Source organism: Bordetella muralis, from assembly GCF_965139205.1.
GTDB lineage: Bacteria > Pseudomonadota > Gammaproteobacteria > Burkholderiales > Burkholderiaceae_B > Bordetella_A > Bordetella_A muralis.
Window position 1 is genome coordinate 106586 of sequence record NZ_CBCSIU010000005.1, and the last position, 18342, is coordinate 124927.

General features: G+C 60.8%; 16 protein-coding genes. 9 read left to right on the top strand and 7 right to left on the bottom strand.

Annotation, left to right across the window (positions count from 1 at the left end; all coding sequences use genetic code 11):
• Window positions 1-4: 4 nt before the first annotated feature.
• A complete protein-coding gene (locus ACNA0I_RS10235; RefSeq protein WP_415805896.1) occupies window positions 5-1300 on the bottom strand; it encodes an aspartate aminotransferase family protein in 1296 nt (431 codons plus the stop codon).
• Between the two features lie 10 nt (window positions 1301-1310).
• Complete coding sequence (locus ACNA0I_RS10240; protein WP_415805897.1) at window positions 1311-2438, bottom strand: phosphotransferase; 1128 nt, start codon at window positions 2436-2438, stop codon at window positions 1311-1313.
• Between the two features lie 123 nt (window positions 2439-2561).
• Here ACNA0I_RS10240 and ACNA0I_RS10245 point away from each other — a divergent pair, with 123 nt between their 5' ends.
• Window positions 2562-3245, top strand: coding sequence for a GntR family transcriptional regulator (locus ACNA0I_RS10245; RefSeq protein WP_415805898.1), 684 nt, complete (start codon window positions 2562-2564; stop codon window positions 3243-3245).
• Window positions 3246-3337: 92 nt separating this feature from the next.
• Here ACNA0I_RS10245 and ACNA0I_RS10250 read toward each other — a convergent pair whose 3' ends face one another.
• From ACNA0I_RS10250 to ACNA0I_RS10260, 3 genes are read right to left on the bottom strand one after another with little or no spacing between them, the layout of a single operon-like run.
• Window positions 3338-4138 carry a TatD family hydrolase gene (locus tag ACNA0I_RS10250; protein WP_415805899.1) on the bottom strand — a complete coding sequence of 267 codons (801 nt, stop codon included), beginning with the start codon at window positions 4136-4138 and terminating at the stop codon, window positions 3338-3340.
• 24 nt (window positions 4139-4162) lie between these two features.
• Window positions 4163-4870, bottom strand: coding sequence for a lipoprotein-releasing ABC transporter ATP-binding protein LolD (lolD, locus tag ACNA0I_RS10255; protein ID WP_415805900.1), 708 nt, complete (start codon window positions 4868-4870; stop codon window positions 4163-4165).
• Window positions 4863-6095 carry a lipoprotein-releasing ABC transporter permease subunit gene (locus ACNA0I_RS10260; RefSeq protein ID WP_415806033.1) on the bottom strand — a complete coding sequence of 411 codons (1233 nt, stop codon included), beginning with the start codon at window positions 6093-6095 and terminating at the stop codon, window positions 4863-4865. The genes lolD and ACNA0I_RS10260 overlap by 8 nt, the downstream gene beginning before the upstream one ends.
• A 195-nt stretch (window positions 6096-6290) precedes the next feature.
• Between ACNA0I_RS10260 and ACNA0I_RS10265 the strand changes: the two genes are divergently transcribed.
• The 6 genes from ACNA0I_RS10265 (at window position 6291) to ACNA0I_RS10290 (ending at window position 12779) form a co-directional block, all read left to right on the top strand.
• Window positions 6291-7271: a hypothetical protein gene (locus ACNA0I_RS10265; RefSeq protein ID WP_415805901.1), complete on the top strand. Its 981-nt coding sequence runs from the start codon at window positions 6291-6293 to the stop codon at window positions 7269-7271.
• The gene (recJ, locus tag ACNA0I_RS10270; protein ID WP_415805902.1) at window positions 7253-8953 is read left to right on the top strand and encodes a single-stranded-DNA-specific exonuclease RecJ; all 1701 of its coding nucleotides are present in this window, start codon (window positions 7253-7255) and stop codon (window positions 8951-8953) included. The genes ACNA0I_RS10265 and recJ overlap by 19 nt, the downstream gene beginning before the upstream one ends.
• 46 nt (window positions 8954-8999) lie before the next feature.
• A protein-coding gene (gene prfB, locus ACNA0I_RS10275; RefSeq protein WP_141217689.1) for a peptide chain release factor 2 occupies window positions 9000-10104 on the top strand; the annotation gives its coding sequence in 2 pieces (ribosomal slippage) (window positions 9000-9080 and window positions 9082-10104; 1104 coding nt in all).
• Window positions 10105-10161: 57 nt separating this feature from the next.
• Window positions 10162-10917 (top strand): SDR family oxidoreductase, encoded by a 756-nt coding sequence (locus ACNA0I_RS10280; protein WP_415805903.1) that lies wholly within the window; start codon window positions 10162-10164, stop codon window positions 10915-10917.
• A gap of 5 nt (window positions 10918-10922) precedes the next feature.
• Window positions 10923-12446, top strand: a complete 1524-nt coding sequence (lysS, locus tag ACNA0I_RS10285; protein WP_415805904.1) for a lysine--tRNA ligase — start codon at window positions 10923-10925, stop codon at window positions 12444-12446.
• 15 nt (window positions 12447-12461) lie between these two features.
• Entirely contained in the window at window positions 12462-12779 is a 318-nt protein-coding gene (locus tag ACNA0I_RS10290) for a hypothetical protein (RefSeq protein ID WP_415805905.1), read from the top strand.
• Window positions 12780-13503: 724 nt separating this feature from the next.
• Here ACNA0I_RS10290 and ACNA0I_RS10295 read toward each other — a convergent pair.
• Complete coding sequence (locus ACNA0I_RS10295) at window positions 13504-14391, bottom strand: methylglyoxal synthase (RefSeq protein ID WP_415805906.1); 888 nt, start codon at window positions 14389-14391, stop codon at window positions 13504-13506.
• Between the two features lie 128 nt (window positions 14392-14519).
• On the bottom strand, window positions 14520-15548 hold the full coding sequence (locus tag ACNA0I_RS10300) for a LacI family DNA-binding transcriptional regulator (RefSeq protein ID WP_415805907.1): 1029 nt from the start codon (window positions 15546-15548) through the stop codon (window positions 14520-14522).
• A 208-nt stretch (window positions 15549-15756) separates the two neighbouring features.
• On the opposite strand from ACNA0I_RS10300, the gene ACNA0I_RS10305 reads away from it, so the two are divergent.
• Window positions 15757-16728: a Bug family tripartite tricarboxylate transporter substrate binding protein gene (locus ACNA0I_RS10305; protein ID WP_415805908.1), complete on the top strand. Its 972-nt coding sequence runs from the start codon at window positions 15757-15759 to the stop codon at window positions 16726-16728.
• A 229-nt stretch (window positions 16729-16957) separates the two neighbouring features.
• Complete coding sequence (gene gudD / locus ACNA0I_RS10310) at window positions 16958-18307, top strand: glucarate dehydratase (protein ID WP_415805909.1); 1350 nt, start codon at window positions 16958-16960, stop codon at window positions 18305-18307.
• The last annotated feature ends 35 nt before the right edge of the window (window positions 18308-18342 follow it).

Here is an 18342-nt window from a genome sequence, read left to right on the forward strand (position 1 = left end):
GCGCTCACGATACGGCGGGCAGTACGGCTTGGCACTGACGGGCCAATGCGGACACGAGAATGTCTACGTGCTCGGTCTGGAACGTCAGTGGGGGACGAATCTTGAGCGCGTCTCCTTGATGTCCGGATACACCTATCAGGATCCCTTCGCGCCGTAATCCATTGGAAATTGCCTGAGCCAGCAGCCCGTTACGCGCGCTGTCTCCACCGGGATCACGGATGTCAACTCCCCAGTACAGCCCTTGTCCGCGCACCGCTCCGATGCAAGGGACCGTTTTCGCCAAATGCAACAACCGGTCTGCCATCACCTCACCAACGCGCGCAACGTGTGCTGGCATCTCCATGCGCTCCAGCTCATTCAAGACGGCCAGGCCGACCGCGGCAGAAACCGTATTGCCGCCAAACGTATTGAAGTAGCGGCAGTTCTTGCCAAACGCCTCGACCAGCGAACGCTGTACAACCAGACCCGCCATCGGATGTCCATTGCCCATCGGTTTTCCCAAAGAGACCATATCGGGGATGACGTTGTCGCGCTCGAATGCCCACCAATGCCGGCCGATCCTGCTAAAGCCGCCCTGCACTTCGTCCGCGATGAATATTCCACCATGTTGGCGCACCTGAGCGGCAGCGCGTGACAGGACCTCGTCATAGCCGATATGAATACCGTCACTGGCAAATACCGTATCGACGATCAGCACTGCAACGGGGATGCCCGCTCGTGCCAAATCGCGCGCGGCCTCGTCGACCAACAGAGCGAATTGATCAGCCACCTGTTCGGGTGAACCAGCCAGATGGCAAGGAGCCTCAATGGTGCGCACGTGCGACGCAACGGGGCGTAATGAAGGAGACATGTCGGCCAGCGCCTGCGTCACGCCATGATAGGCATTGCGTGTGACGATAATGCCTCGACGGCCGGTAGCCTCGAATGCAATGCGCAGCGCCAGGTCGTTGGCCTCGCTGCCTGTGCAGGTCAACATCACAGTGTCCAACGCCGCGGGGAAATGTGCCTGCAAACGCTCGGCGTATTCGACCACGCCTTCGCTCAAATACCGCGTGTGGGTATTCAATACCGAGGCTTGCCGCGCCAGTGCTTCAACGACCGCAGGATTGGCGTGCCCGACTACCGGCACATTGTTGTAGGCATCCAGATATCGCTTGCCGGCCGTATCAAACAACCAAACGTCTTCGCCGCGCACGAGATGGACTGGCTGATCGTAGAACAAACGATAAGCCGGGCCCAATATACGGCGTCTTTCCCGCAGTTCAGTGATAGGGGCAGTCGCATGGGTCATTGATGACATGAGTCATACCTCAGCTTTCAGCATTTGAAGGAAACGATCGCGAGCCCTGCGCGGCTCTCCAATCTGGATAGAGACGATTGAACAAAGCCGTAGCAGCATCATGACTGCGCATGATGTAATCCCGGTTACCCGGAAAGCGCGCCGCTCGCCACGCAGTAATGACCATGCGTTGTGCAAGCCGCGCCAACACGAGATCCAGCAAATGGGCGTGCTCCATCGCGTGCAAGGGAGACACCTCGCAGTAGCCGGTCACCACACCATCGAGCGCCCTCATCGGATCCAACGAGTAGGTCATTAAATATGACCCGGCGATAGCGATCTCGGCAATACGCGGGGCATAGACCATATCGCCAAAGTCGAGTATGCCGGCCAGCTCCAATCCATCCTCTTCGACCAGGATGTTGCTGGGTGACAGATCATTATGAATGACTTGCCTGGGCAATTTATCCAACACCGGCGTCACTCGATGCTCAAACAACGCCAGGAACTCGGCAATCACCTGCCGTACGGCCAGACTCTCTACCGCATTCAAAAGCGGTCGCAAATCCAGGACTTGGCAGGCATCCCAAAGGAATTTCCGGTGTGCTGCCGGGTGATCAAACTGCTGTAGTGTACGGTCCAGGATGGCTGCAGTCCGGCCTACAGCGCGCCACGACCGCGGATCGGCCTGGAGATTGGTACCCGGCGCGCCGGGCAAATATCCATAGGCCCGCACACGGATTCGGTGTCCGCCTGACAATGGCCGATATTGAATCCAGTCCAAGGTTGGGCCCGTACTCGCCTGTCCCGCTTGGGAACCCGATAAGGCAGCCAATCCGGCAGGATCGATAGGCTGATGATGAGGCGCCTGTACAGGCATGGTGTCTCGCAGGTGCTTGAGCACCTCCACCTGCATCTCGGTCTCGGCGACTTGCTCGGCGCAGTTGATGAATTTGAGCGTCAGGATCGATCCGTCGGCCCGAGTCACCCGGAAATTGGCATCTCGCTCACCAGATAGCGGCGCGCAGGCGACGCTGCCGGGAAAACATGCGCGCGCTACGCGCTCTGCGTCTTCCGACGACACGGGAGGCGGTGACGTCGTAAACAATGCTCTGATATCGCCCGGTACTTGTTGCTCTGCGACGCCCTGAGATGCCACGGCATGCCCTCATAGATCCTAATGTTTGATGCATTATGAATCTGTTACTTTGGGGTTTGAACTAGTATATTCCCGATTATGATGCATCATCGTGAATTTCAAGGCCATTCACTCACCAGAACCATGACGCCTGAGACCGAGATCGAAACGTCCCGATTTTCTACTGTGCAATACGACAGCATGGGAGACCGGGTCTATAAGCAAGTCGCCGGAGCCTTAATCGAAGGCAAGCTCAAGCCAGGCGACCGACTGCGTATCCGCGAGCTCGCTGCCGAAATCGGGACAAGTGTCACTCCGGTGCGCGATGCGATTTTGAGACTGGTGCAAGACGGCGCGCTGGTCATGCGCAGCGCCCGGGATATTCGCGTGGCGCAAGTGGACCTGGCGCAATATCTCGAGATCCGCGACATACGTCTGGAACTCGAAGGAATGGCAGCGGCACGCGCCGCTGTCTCCGCCACCGACGCAGATATCGCCCGTCTCGAAGCATTGATCACCGTTAACGAGCAGGCTCTGGCCGCAGGCGACGTCGCGGCTGCGATCCGGTTGAACCAACGTTTTCACTTTGAGTATTGCCGACTCGCCAACATGCCCGTACTGTTGGACATATTGGAACGTCTATGGCTCAAGATGGGTCCGTTGATCGCCCAATGCTATGTGCAGGGAGGCCGCGACATGATTGACGGGCACTATGCGCTGTTAGGCGCAATGCGCCAACGCGACGGGCAGGCCGCGCGCATTGCCGTACAGACGGACATTCTGCAGGGTGGGCAATCGATTCTGGCGCTGAAAAAGCAAGCGTCGTAAAAGACGGCTATCTCTGATTATTCCTTGACGCCCCTACGAATCGCCTGCCCCGCCCTGGCCCTGTCTCCCAGCGCCGTCAGCGGCCTGACCAATTAATGCGCCAGGCGTGGCAGCACACGCTGCGCGGTAGCTGTCGTCGCCTCGGCAATGTCGGACACACTCTGCCCGCGCAACTCGGCGAGGATTTCAGCAATACGTGGCAATTGATCAGGGGAATTGCGCCGATGCGGTGTATACAACCAGGCAGGAGGAATATCCGGCGCATCGGTTTCCAGGACCAGATGTTCCAGTCCAACATCCACAGCGTGACGGCGGATCTGCAGGGCACGAGGGTAAGTCATTGCGCCCCCCAACCCCAACGCAAAGCCATGGTCCACAAAGGCATGCGCTTGCTGAGCACTGCCGTTAAAGGCGTGGGCGATGCCGCCGCGCACACCCGTGCGGCGCCGCAAGTATTTCAGCAGGATGTCTTGCGACCGGCGCACGTGCAACAACACGGGCAGATCGAACTCCGCGGCCAGGGCCAACTGCGCATCGTAGAAATATTCCTGGCGCTCGCGCGGCTTGCCTGATGCGATGTCCTGGACGAAAAAATCCAGTCCAATCTCGCCTATCGCCACGAAGCGCGGATCATCCAATGCGCTGATGACGGCTTGGCGCAAGGTATCCAGATCGGCGTCCTGGGCACGGCTCACGTAGAGCGGATGGATACCCAACGCATACGCGCCGCCCGGGATCTGTGCGGCCAGGTCCCGTACCGTCGCGAAATTTGCGACCTCGACCGCCGGAATCACGATCCTGCGCACATCGGCCGCCCATGCTGCCTCAGCCACCTGCATCCTGTCAGGATCGAATTCAGAGGCGTCGAGATGACAGTGCGTGTCGATCAACATGGCAGCCTCGTGCCGATGAGTGGGTTACCCCGAAACCAATTGCCCGCGCTCCATCAGCAATTGCCGATCGGCGCGTGCAGCCAATTCGATGTCATGCGTCACGATAGCAAATGCCGTGCCGGACTCGCGATTTACCTGGGTCAGCAGCTCGAACATTTTGTGCGCGGTGCCACGATCCAGGTTGCCGGTCGGCTCGTCGGCCAACACGCAGGCGGGCCGTGTGACCAGCGCACGCGCCAGCGCCACACGCTGCCGCTCGCCGCCAGATAATTGCCCTGGGTAGTGCTCGGCGCGCTCGGCCAAGCCCACTAGCGACAGCACTTGGCGAGCCGCCTCGCGCGCCGTGTCACGATTTTCGCGGCGCACGATCAAGGGCATCGCGACATTGTCCAGCGCAGAAAATTCCGACAGCAGATGGTGGAATTGATACACGAACCCCAGACTGCGATTACGCAAGGCGCTTTTTTGGACCTCGGATAACCCAGCGGCTGACACGCCGTCAACCGTGACTTCGCCGGAGCTCGGCACATCCAGCAATCCCAGGATGTGCAATAAGGTACTCTTGCCTGAACCAGAGGCGCCGACGATCGCAACCATCTCGCCGCGTTCAACGGTCAGGCTGACGTCATCCAGCACCTGGATGCGGGCGGGACCTTCGTCATAGACCTTGCTCAGTTTGCTGGCCTGCAAGGCGGGGGTACCCGCCTGTCGTGTCAAATCGTTATCAGTCATGGCGCAGCACCTGTGCGGGTTGCAGGCGCGAGGCGCGCCAACTGGGATACAAGGTGGCCAGCAACGACAGCACGAACGACGTCACAGCGATCACGACAATATCCTGGGATTGCGGATCGGACGGCAACTCGCTGATGAAATAAATTTCGCGAGGCAGGAAATGAACGCCGAGCAGGCCTTCGATAAATGGCACGATGACATCCACGTTGTAGGCAATCAGGATGCCGAACACCACGCCCATGATTGTCCCAACTACCCCGATCAACATACCCTGCACCAGGAAAATGCGTGCAATCACGCTCGGCCTGGCACCCAAGGTGCGCAAGATCGCGATGTCGGATTGTTTGTCCTTGACCACCATGACCAGCGAGGACAACAGGTTGAAAGCCGCAACCGCGACGATGATCGCCAGGATCAGGAACATCATGCGTTTTTCGGTTTGCACGGCGGCGAACCAGGTGCGGTTGTTGCGCGACCAGTCGCTTGCCATCACATACGGCGGCAAGGTCTTGGAAAGCTCAACCGCCACCTGCGGCGCGCGCTGCATGTCTTGCACTCGCAGGCGTACGCCGCCCGTGCCGCTTTCGCGGAACATCTTTGCCGCGTCTTCGTCATCGACGAAAACCAGGCTGGAGTCGTACTCATAATGGCCGGATGAAAAAATGCCGGCCACCGTGAACTGACGCATGCGCGGCGCAAAACCTGCCGGGCTGATCGAGCCCTGCGGCGCCATCATCATCAACGTATCGCCGACCTTGACCCCCATCATGTTGGCCAGGTCACTACCCAGGATAGCGCCAAAGCTTCCGGGTTTCAGGTCGGATAATTTGCCGCTGACCATTTGCTGGGGCAGATCCGATACCTGCCCTTCGCGCTCGGGGTCGATACCACGGACCTGCGCGCCACGCAGTGTCTGGCCGCGTACCACCATGGCCTGCGCGGCGACAAAAGGTGCAGCACCTTTGACCTCGGGATTGCGCTCGGCCACGCTGGCAAATCGCTGCCATTGCTCGACGACGCGCTCGGGCGCAGCGCCCGGGATGTACAGCTCGATATGCGGCAGCACCGACAACATGCGGTCGCGCACCTCTTTCTGAAAGCCGTTCATCACGGACAGCACCACGATCAGGGCGGCGACGCCCAGCGCAATACCCACCATGGAACTGGCAGAAATGAAAGAGATGAAGCCATCGCGGCGGCCACGGCGTTTGCGGAGTCGGGCCATCCCCGCATAGCGGGCGCCGATCCATAGTTCGTAAGGTATTTTCAGCACGCGTGCATTATGGCATTAACTGGGAGGTGAGTTTGAGCTGCGAAGGCCGGGGCAGTTCCCGGATGTTCCAGGAAACAACATTCGGAAATATGTGGACGGAAATGGCCTCGACATAGTCATGGACGGGCAGCGACTACAATCGTTGCCATGCTGATCGTAATTCCGGGCGCTCTGCCCTCTTTGCCTGTTGCCGCCGAGCTGGCGCGCTTGCTGCCGCAGCGCGCGCCAGTCCTGCACGGCTGGCTGCTGGCGGCGGCCGCCCAAGTGGACGGCTTTGATGTCCGCGCGCAAGGCTGTACGCCCTATGAGGCTTGGCAGCTCGAGCAAGCCGGCTATCGGCCCGCTGCCGGGACACCCTCAGGCGCGGGATTAGGGCCCTTGTTGGCGGGCGACGCCATCAACGACAATCATCCAGTATGGCTGGCCGACTTGGCGCATCTCTCATTGGGCACAGATCAAGCCGTTTTGCTGGATCCGGGAGTGATGGATATCCGAGCCGACGAAGCCGAGGCACTGTTGGCCACCGCGCTGCCCAGCATAGAGGCCGCCGGATTTGGGGTCACTGTTCTGACGCCACAACGCTGGCGATTGACGCTACCCGATGAATTGGAACCCCGCACGGGCAGCCCTGCCGCCGTCGCTGGCCAACCATTGCGCGACTGGTGGAGCCAGGACGCCGCCATGCGGCCCTGGCGGCGTTTGCTCAATGAAATACAGATGGCCTGGTACGAGCATCCGGCCAACGAGGCCCGGGCAGAGCGAGGGTTGCCTCCCGTGAACGCACTATGGCTATATGGAGGCGCACGTCGCTGGTCAGGAACAGCGACGAGTTCGCCCACGGCAAGTGATTCCGTCGCATCGAAAGGCCAGACGCATATCCTCACCGAACTGGATGCCGCCCATCGCACCGAAGACTGGGCCAATTGGCTTGATGCTCTGGCCTATCTGGACAAGCATCATCTTCAACCGCTCAGCGGTTCCTCCGGTCTGCCAGAGCAGCCGACACAACTCATATTGCTGGGCGCCGACCGGCGCGCCACGCTTACCCTGCAACCGCGCAGCCGCCTGCTCGCCTGGCTGCCTGCGCCCAAAAAGAACTGGAATTCCTGGTGGTCTCGCCCCGTTTAACCGTCCGCTCGACCAATCACGATGCCCGGCTCTCGCTGGAGGCTGCGGGCATTCATCCGTTACTAGCCCGGCTATGGGCGGCACGGGGAGTAACCCACCCCGATCAGACCCGCATGGCCTGGCCTGCACTGATCCCTCCCGGAGGCCTTACCCACGTAGATCACGCCGCCCACATTCTGGCCGACGCGATTTTGGCAGGGAAACGGTTGTTGATCGTCGCCGATTATGACTGCGATGGAGCCACCGCCTGCGCCGTCGGGTTACGGGCGTTGCGCGCCTTTGGGGCCAATGTCGATTTCCTGGTGCCGAACCGTTTTGAAACCGGCTACGGCCTGTCGCCCGCCGTGGTCGATCTGGCCTGCGCTCACCGCAATGGCAAGCCGGACCTGATCATTACCGTAGACAATGGAATCGCGAGCGTGGACGGCGTCGCTGCGGCGAATGACGCCGGCATCGGCGTGGTCGTCACCGACCACCACTTGCCCGGCGACACGCTGCCCGACGCGTTGGCCTTGGTCAATCCCAATCAACCGGGTTGCGGTTTTCCCTCCAAGAACCTGGCCGGGGTGGGCGTCATTTTCTATGTAATGCTGGCTGTCCGCGCCGAGTTGCGCCGGCGCGGGGTCTACCCGGCCGATGGCGGCCCTCGCCTGGACGCTTTATCCGATCTGGTCGCCCTGGGCACCGTGGCCGATGTGGTCAAACTGGACAACAACAATCGCCTGCTGGTCACCCAGGGTCTGCAACGCATGCGGGCAGGACGGATGCAGCCCGGGCTGCGCGCCCTCTTTGCCGTCGCCTCGCGCGAGCCACGCAATGCCAGCGGCTTTGACCTGGGATTCGCAATCGGTCCTCGCATCAACGCGGCCGGGCGATTGGCGGACATGAGCCTGGGTATCGCCTGCCTGACCACTGATGACGAGGCCGAGGCGCTGGACATGGCGCGCCAACTCGACCAGATCAACCGCGAACGCCGCGGCATCGAGGCGGAAATGCGCGAACAGGCCCTGGCCGCCATGGAAAATGCCGGGGCCTCCCCCGGCGCAACGGTCTGCGTATTTGATCCAGGCTGGCATCAGGGGGTGGTAGGGCTGGTCGCCTCGCGCCTGAAAGAGAAATTCTGGCGCCCTACTCTGGCCTTTGCACCGGCCGACGATGACGAAATCCGGGGTTCTGGGCGGTCTATTCCCGACGTGCATCTGCGAGACGTCCTGGATCTGGTGTCCAAGCGCCATCCGGGGCTGATCCGCAAGTTCGGCGGACACGCCATGGCGGCGGGCCTGACGCTGGGACGCCAGGATTTTCCGGCTTTTGCCCCCGCATTTGACGCTGCGGTCCAGGAACTGACGGGGCGCAATCATTTTGAGCCCCTGCTGGAAACCGACGGGTCGCTGGAATCCGGCTATGCCAATGCCGAGGTGGCCACCCTGCTGCAACAGCAAGTGTGGGGCGCAGGCTTTGCCGCCCCCTTGTTTCTGGACGAATTCATCGTCCGCAATCAGCGTCTGGTGGGCGAAAAGCACCTGAAACTGTCTCTGGAACGGGGCCATCAGCGCTTTGACGCCATCTGGTTCGGCCACGACCAATCGCTACCAGAATACGTCCAGGTCGCATACCGTCTCGAGCCCAACGTCTGGAATGGCGTCGTATCCGCCCAGCTCGTCGTCGAGCACGCGGAGTAATCACGCTAAAATGCCGGGTTTCGCTTAATTGCTATCAGGATTCATCATGGAAGCCGAACGTCAGAACCAACTCGCCGCCCGCCTCTCCGACTACGCAGAGCGCGAGCTGGCGTTACGGGGGTATCTTTGACTACGATCTGAAGGCCGAACGCCTGCAGGTCGTCAATGCAGAACTCGAAGACCCCGCGGTCTGGAATGACCCCAAACACGCCCAGGATCTGGGGCGCGAGAAAAAATCCCTCGAAGACGTCGTCGAAACGCTGAGCGCGCTGCATAGCGGCATCGCCGACGCACAGGAACTCTTCGAGCTGGCCGCCGCCGATGACGACGACGCCACGCTGGAGTCCATCGAAGGCGACGCCGACGGTTTCCAAGAGAAACTCGAGGGCCTCGAGTTCCGCCGCATGTTCTCGAATCCCGCCGATCCGATGAACTGCTTCCTCGACATCCAGGCCGGCGCCGGTGGCACCGAAGCCCAGGACTGGGCCTCGATGCTGCTGCGGCAATATCTGAAATACGCCGAACGCAAGGGCTTCAAAGCCGAGGTGCTCGAAGAATCCGAGGGTGAAGTCGCGGGGATCAAATCCGCCACCATCAAATTCGAAGGCGAGTATGCATTCGGCTTTTTGCGCACCGAAACTGGCGTGCACCGCCTGGTGCGCAAGAGCCCCTTTGACTCGTCGGGCGGCCGCCACACTTCGTTTGCCAGCGTGTTCGTCTACCCCGAGGTCGACGACTCGTTCGAAATCGAGGTCAACCCGGCCGACTTGCGCGTGGACACCTACCGTGCCAGCGGCGCGGGCGGCCAGCACATCAACAAGACCGACTCGGCCGTGCGTTTGACCCACATGCCTACCGGCATCGTGGTGCAATGCCAGAACGACCGTTCACAGCACCGTAACCGTGCTGAAGCCATGCAGATGTTGAAATCCAAGCTCTACGAGCTGGAGATGCGCAACCGCATGGCGGAACAACAAAAGCTCGAAGACTCCAAGACCGATGTGGGTTGGGGCCACCAGATCCGTTCGTACGTGCTCGACCAGAGCCGTATCAAGGATCTGCGCACCAATGTGGAAATTTCCAACACGCAGAAGGTCCTGGACGGCGACCTGGATCCATTCATCCAGGCCAGCCTGAAGCAAGGCGTGTGATCCGATAGGCTTGCACCTCATCACGGTGCAAGCCTCACTCCTGAAGAGGGCAAGCGCATGACCGATACGATTGCAATTTTGACTGGCGCCTCACGTGGTATTGGCGCGGGCTTGGCTCGCGGCCTGGTCCGTCCAGGTACGCGGCTGATCACCCTGGCGCGCCGCGCCGACCCGGAGCTGGCCGCCCTGGCACAGTCTCAGGGCGTTGAGCTCGAACAAATCCAGGTCGACCTTTCCGATCTGCAAGCCGCCGAGCAGACTGCCGAGCGCGTCTGCGCCGCCTTGCCTCGCGATGCCAAGCGCTATCTGCTGATCAACAATGCCGGTACCGTCGAGCCCGTCGCGGCCGTAGGCGCGTTGACTGACGGCGCCACCATCAATACAGCTTTTACGCTGAATGTGTCTGCCGTGATCCTGTTGACGGCCCGCTTTATCGCCGCCGTACAGAATCTGCAAGCCGATCGCCGCGTGTTGAATATCTCGTCGGGCGCGGGCCGCAACCCCAACGCAGGCTGGGGCGTTTATTGCGCCACCAAGGCCGCCCTCGACATGTACACCCGAGTGCTCAAACAGGAACAAGGCGGCAACGGCGTACGCACCGTCGCCCTGGCTCCCGGCATCGTTGACACCGGCATGCAAGAAACCCTCCGCGCCAGCGACCCCGCCGCTTTCCCGGCGCTGGCCAAATTCCAGGAATTCCACGCCACCGGCAAATTGGCCTCCCCCGCCGACGTCGCCACTCGCATCCTGGCCTATCTAGACCGTGACGATTTCGGCACCACCGAAATCGACGATATCCGCAATTACCAGTAATCACCATGACCGACCACACGCCCGCCGCCCCGTCCGCCCAAGATGAAAATCGCTTGATCGCCGAGCGGCGCGCCAAACTCGCCAAACTCCGCGAAACCGGTGTCGCTTATCCCAACGACTTCGTCCCGGATGCCCGTGCAGCCGACTTGCACCGCCAATACGGCGAACAAGAACAACAAGCCCTGGCTGACGCCGGTGTGCAGGTCAAAGTCGCCGGCCGCATGATGCTCAAGCGCGTCATGGGCAAGGCCAGCTTTGCCACCGTCCAGGACAGCAGCGGCCGCATTCAGATCTATCTGGAACGCGGCACGCTGGGCGAGGACGTCTACGCGGCGTTCAAGCAATGGGACATCGGCGACATCATCGCCATCGAAGGGTCGGTCTTCAAAACCAACAAGGGCGAGCTCTCGGTGCATGCGACTCAGGCACGCCTGCTGTCGAAATCGCTGCGCCCCCTGCCCGACAAATTCCACGGCGTTGCCGACCAGGAACTGCGTTACCGTCAGCGCTACGTCGACCTGATCATGACCGAAGGCACGCGCCGCACCTTCGAGGCGCGCAGCAAGGCTATCGGCAGCATCCGCCAGGTCATGCTGGACTCGGGTTTTCTCGAGGTCGAGACGCCCATGCTGCACCCCATTCCCGGCGGTGCCGCGGCCAAGCCTTTCGTCACGCACCACAATGCGCTGGACATGGAAATGTACCTGCGCATTGCGCCCGAGCTCTACCTCAAGCGCCTCATCGTGGGAGGTTTCGAGCGTGTCTTCGAAATCAACCGCAATTTCCGTAACGAGGGTGTCAGCCCGCGTCACAACCCCGAATTCACGATGATGGAGTTCTACGCGGCCTATGCGGATTACCGCTGGCTGATGGACTTCACCGAACACGTCATCCGCGAAGCGGCCATCGCCGCCACCGGCAGCGCCGTGCTCACGTACCAGGAACGCGAGCTGGACCTGTCCAAGCCTTTTGACCGCCTGACCATCTGCGAAGCCATCCTCAAGTACGCGCCTGATTACACGCAGGCTCAACTGGATGACATCGATTTCGTCCGTGGCGAACTCAAGCGCCTGGGCGCCGATGTCGCGGGTCCCGTACTTGCTCGCGCCGGCCTCGGAGCATTGCAACTCGCGCTGTTCGAAGAAACGGCCGAAGCCAAACTGTGGAATCCGACCTACATCATCGACTACCCGGTCGAGGTCTCGCCACTGGCCCGCGCCTCTGACACGCGCCCCGGCATCACCGAGCGTTTCGAGCTGTTCATGACCGGCCGTGAAATCGCCAATGGTTTCTCGGAATTGAACGACCCCGAAGACCAGGCCGAACGTTTCCGCTCCCAAGTCGAAGCCAAGGACGCCGGCGACGAAGAGGCCATGTACTACGATGCCGATTACATTCGTGCGCTGGAATACGGTATGCCTCCGACAGGTGGCTGCGGCATCGGTATCGATCGCCTGATCATGCTGCTGACCGACAGCCCCACGATCCGTGATGTGCTGCTGTTCCCTCACCTGCGACGCGAAGACTGATAGGACCGGACCGCCATGCTCGTCAAAATACTGATCATCGCGGTCTTCATCGTCCTCATCATGTACGTGGTGCTGCCCAAGCGCCGCGTCTCTGCCGTATCAACCGCACCCACACGCGGCAGCCGGCTGGCCCTGAACCTGTTCGCCAGCGCGGCCACACTGCTATTCATCCTCGCGCTCTTCTGCTTGCTGCTCTGGCTTGGCGGATTGGCGGGCGTCATCACGGGCGGCGGCGAGGTGCTCAATGGCACTGGCCTGCTGCGTATCGGCGGCGTGCTGTTCGTCCTCGCCATTGCCTGCGCGCTGGCCGCATGGACCAAGCGGCCGCGCTGATCCAAAGCTTGGCAAGTCCGACGTTGCGTGGGGGGATTAGTTCTCTTGCGTGTTGCGGCGGGGGTGGGATGGAATATGAGTTCTNTTGGACGTCGAGGCGGGGCAGTGACCGTGTTGGCGCTTCACGTGGCCGGTCGGCCGCCTGCGCGTCCGACACCGCTTCGTTCACCTCGTCCGCGCCTACGCGCTCCCTACGGTATCCACTCGCTCGGCCACGAGGCGCGCCAACACGGTCACTGCCCCGCCTCGACTCGCAGCATCTCTGATTCCCTCGCCGCTGGGACGGCTGGTCTTCGTAGGCTTCGTAGGCACTGGCTTTTGCAAGGATGAAGATCTTGCAGGGCTGCTATGCATGGGCGCCTACGGGCGCGCCCATGCATAGCGTTCGTGATCGGCATGCGAGGGCTTTGGCATCGGGGATGAACAGAAGATCTCTCTAGCAACGATTTCTCGTAGACGAGCAAGACAACCGTGCCGGCGATGTCATGAGCTTGAATACTGCGAGTCGAGCCGAGGCAATCGGGCCGTGAGGGCGCCTCAAAGCCGAGTGGGGCGGACACCGTAGGGAGCGCGAAGGCGCGGACGAGGTGAGCGAACACGGTGTCCGGNCGCCCGCGCGCCGGACCGGCTTTGTGAAGCCCTCACGGCCCGATTGCCTCGGCTCGACGTCCATAAGCACACAAACTTCACGCCATCAAAACAATACAAGCCCCCCCGCAGACCCTCATATTCCCTGCCGCTTACGCACCGCCTCTGCCCAACGTCGCGCGACAGAGGGCGAGGTCGCGCACGTAGCGCTTTCCGTCACGACACGCACGGCACGCTCCAGCAATTGGATATCGGCCTCGTGCTGGCGCGCCACATGAGGATCCTCGAAAAAGATCACGCGCTGGCATTGATGCTCCAGCACCAGCTCGGCGATCTGGGCATCGCCGCCGAGCGGGCCGCTCAGGTAGCGTGTCACCCAGGGCGTGTCCTTGGGCCAGCCTCTCGACCATGCCAAGTCGTTCAAGCGGCCGCCCGTTGTCCCCGTCGCCACACGGCGCGCATACTGCGACAACACCTCGAAATGCTCGTCGGCGAATGCCACCATCTCGTCTTTCAAGGCATCGTGGGCAATCAATGCCAAGGTCTGCCCTTCGAAATTGAACAATCGCGACAAAGCAGGATCCGGCGGCAAATCCGCCAATACGCGCTCGACCTCTATCCATTCAATTGCACCAGCGAGCGTCGAAATGAACGGCCGGCCGTGCGTGATGCATTGACGTTTCAATGCCAGCGCCTCGGGGAAAATCGAGGAAGGATCAACGGGATCAATCAGGTAAATCGCGCCATCGAACGGCGCTTGCCCATCGCGCCCCTCGGTCACGCGGGCAACGAGTTTCATCAAACCGCCTTCGCGGCCATAGGGGTAGCGGATCAGCCCGCGATAGCCTTGCAGCATTCCCTCGCGCACGATGGCATCGTGCGTGCGGCCCACCGTGTGCAGCTCGATCCCCATCTCGCGAATAGAGGCTCCCGACGCACGCAACCAAGTAAACAACGCCGCGTCAGGCGTCTCGTGATGAAGCCGGTTGGCAGCCAGGCCGAAGCGGAGATGAGGCACGGTCATATTGCTAGAAAATAAGATAGATAGAAGGGAAATCATATACTGCCAGCGCGCTCGCATGCTGAATATCGACCCGCAGAAGCGTCGGCTTCAGCATCTGCACAGAGCAGACACCAGCAGCAGCAACCATATTACGTGCTTTCGCGCGCAACGATGTGAAAGCCAATCTCGACGACCTGCTGTGCGGGCCACAGCCCGTTGGCGCGAGCATCGATCATCTCGGCGGCCTGCTCGCCTATCGCCACGCCATCGACATGCACCGATGTGATCGATGGCGACATCGATGCGGCGAAATCCATGTCACCAAAACCCACGACCGCCAAATCATCCGGCACGCGCAAGCCCTGCGCGATCGCCTCTGTCAGCACACCAGCAGCCATCAAATCAGAGGAACAGAACACCGCATTGATGTCTTTCTGCATAGCCTGCAATTGGCGCAACCCGTCTCTACCCTGCGCATGCGTGGTCGGCGCACGCATATGGATCACCTTCGGCTCAGGCGAGCCGAGCGCCACCGCCGTACGCACAAAACTCTGCGCACGCAACCGTGCACGCTCATCATCGCCGGCGAGCACCGCCTGACGCGTTTTGCCGCGTTCATGCAGGTACCTGCTGACCGCGGCGCCAATCGCATCATGCGACAGACTCAGCAGCATATCGATGGGCGCGGGCGTCGCATCCCATGTCTCTACGATCGGAATGCCCGACGCCTTGAGTAATTGCCGCCCTTGTTCAGAGTGCATCACGCCCGTCAACACAATGCCATCCGGACGCCGGCCAATGATGGCGCGCAATAAAGCGTCCTCGCTGGGCATGTCATAGCCGCTCTGTCCCACGATCAGTTGATAACCCTTTGCCCCCAGAGATCGCGTCAATGCGGTAATCATCCCGCTGAACAAGGATCCCGCGATCGTCGGGACCAACACTGTCACCAAATGGCTGCGCGACAACCGCAAACTGCCGGCCATCAGATTCGGCACATAACCCAGCGACTGAATCGCCGCATTGACCTTTTCCAGGGTCTGGGGCGAGACCGCCTGCGGGGTGTTGATCGCACGCGACACCGTGATCATCGCCACCCCGGCAGCCCGAGCCACATCGCGCACCGTCACACTGGCGCGTTCGCTGGAGCGGGAAGGATTCGGTTTCTCAGAGGACATTTTCAATGTGGAAGTGACAAGGCCAACAAGCCTAACCTCTCGCCTCTCGAATAGGGAGATCAGGCACCTAGGGTTTGTACTGATATCGCGCCCGAAGCTGATATTCGTATTCTATCGAACCCAAATGACAACGTTACCAAATCAAATGACAACGTTACCAACAACAATGGTAACGTTGCCATTGATATAACACTTACAGGAGAGACACATGCACCAGCGTGCACGTAACTGGTTCACAGGCCTGACCCTCATGTTGGCAGCCGGCGCTGCACAAGCCTGGCCCGACAAACCGGTCACCATGGTTGTCCCCTTTCCGCCGGGCGGCGCGACGGATTCCGTGGCCCGCGCGGTTGCGAACAAACTCGGCGAACAACTGAAGCAATCCTTTGTGGTGGAAAACAAAGCGGGCGCCACCGGCACCATCGGCGCCTCTCAAGTCGCCCGCGCCGCCCCTGACGGCTACACCCTGATGGTGACCTCGCTGGCTCCGCTGGTCGTCGCTCCCCACCTGATGAAGGGCCTGAGCTACGATCCGGCAAAGGATTTCACCTACCTGACCGTCGCGGTACAAACGCCGAACGTCCTGGTCGTCAGCCCCAAACTGGCGCCCAGCATCAACTCGATTCAGGACGTGCTGGCTCTGCTGAAGTCCAAACCCGGCGAGATCAGCTTTGCGACCTCCGGCTCCGGCTCATCCGACCACCTGACGGCCGAATTGTTCTGGCAGAAAACCGGCACCAAAGGCCTGCATATCCCCTATAAAGGCGGTGCACCGGCCATCTCCGATCTGCTGGGCAGCCAGGTCGATATGTCGTTCCAGAACGTGAATGCGGTGCTGCCACACATCCAATCGGGCAAGCTCAAAGCCATCGCCATCACCGGCAACAAGCGCTCGCCCGTGTTGCCGAACGTGCCCACCTTGGCCGAACTGAACGTCCCGGGTGTCGAAGTCTATGCCTGGCAAGGCATTGTTGCCCCCAAGAACCTGCCGGCAGACATCCGCGACAAACTCTCCGCAGCCCTGGCCACGGCCATCAAGGATCCAGCCGTCAGCAAACCCTTTACCGACGTAGGCCTGGAAGTCGTCGCCAACTCTCCAGAGGTCTTTACGAAATTCCAGCAAGACGAAAGCAAACGCTGGAAAAACGTGATCGAAACCGGCAACATTACCGTGCAATAAATCACCGTCGGTCGCGGTAAAAATAGATCGCTACCCGGGCCTGTCCCCATACGTAGCGATCTATCATCCCGATGCTCGATCAAGGGCGCCATCCCTGCCAGTCGTTTGCAATACCCGCCCTTGCACACCGATATCTGCCAACGCCGTCACTCTACACCCGCCGATTACCTCTCGCCGTTATTTTCTGCCACCACGTTTCCCGTAGCAGGCTTTGTTTAAAGAAACCACCATGTCGACCGCTGCCACTCCCTCTCGCCAAACTCCTGTCATCACTCACATGCGCGTCGTTCCTGTGGCGGGCCAGGACTCGATGCTGCTCAACCTGAGCGGCGCACACGCCCCGTATTTCACGCGCAATCTGATCATTCTGACGGACAGCGCGGGCAACACCGGCGCGGGGGAAGTGCCCGGCGGAGAAAAGATTCGCGACACCTTGGAAGACGCGCGCGACATCATCGTAGGCAGCGCTATCGGCGACTACAACCGCACGTTGAACCAAATGCGCCAAGCCTTCGCCAATCGCGACAGCGCGGGGCGTGGCCAGCAAACCTTTGATTTGCGCGTCGCCATTCATGCCGTGACGGCAGCAGAATCAGCGCTGCTGGACTTGCTGGGTCAACATTTGCAAGTCCCGCTGGCCGCCCTGCTAGGCGAAGGCGTGCAGCGCACCTCCGTGCAAATGCTGGGTTATCTGTTCTATGTCGGCGACCGCAACGCCACGCCCCTGCCCTACAACAGCGAATCCGACGCCGCGGACGACTGGCTGCGCCTGCGCCATGAAAAGGCTTTGACCCCTGAAGCCATCGTCAAACTTGCCGAGGCATCCTACCAGCGCTATGGCTTTGAGGACTTCAAACTCAAAGGCGGCGTGCTGCGTGGCGAAGAAGAAGTCGAAGCTATCCGTGCCCTGCACGAACGCTTTCCGAAAGCCCGCATCACGCTGGACCCCAACGGCGGCTGGCTATTGCAAGACGCGATCCGCCTGTGCCGCGACCTGCATGGTGTCATGGCCTACGCAGAAGATCCCTGCGGCGCCGAGGGCGTATTCTCCGGCCGTGAAGTCATGGCCGAATTCCGCCGCGCTACGGGCCTGCCTACCGCGACCAACATGATCGCCACTGACTGGCGCGAAATGGCGCATGCGCTTTCACTGCAATCCGTCGATATCCCGCTGGCCGATCCCCATTTCTGGACACTGCAAGGCTCGGTGCGCGTCGCGCAGACCTGCCAGGCTTTCGGCCTGACCTGGGGCTCGCACTCGAACAATCATTTCGACATCTCGCTGGCCATGTTCACCCACGTGGGCGCTGCCGCCCCCGGCCGTGTCACCGCGATCGACACGCATTGGATCTGGCAAGACGGCCAATACCTGACGCAAAATCCGCTACAGATCAAACAAGGGTACATCGAGCTGCCGCAGACCGGAGGATTGGGTATCGAACTAGACATGGACGCCATCGAGCGCGCCCATCAACTCTATCTGCAGCACGGTCTGGGCGCACGCGACGACGCCATGGCCATGCAGTATCTCGTGCCGAACTGGAAATTCAATAACAAGCTACCTTGCCTGGTGCGTTGATGCCCCCCACGCGGTGGCTACCGGCATCACCGTAA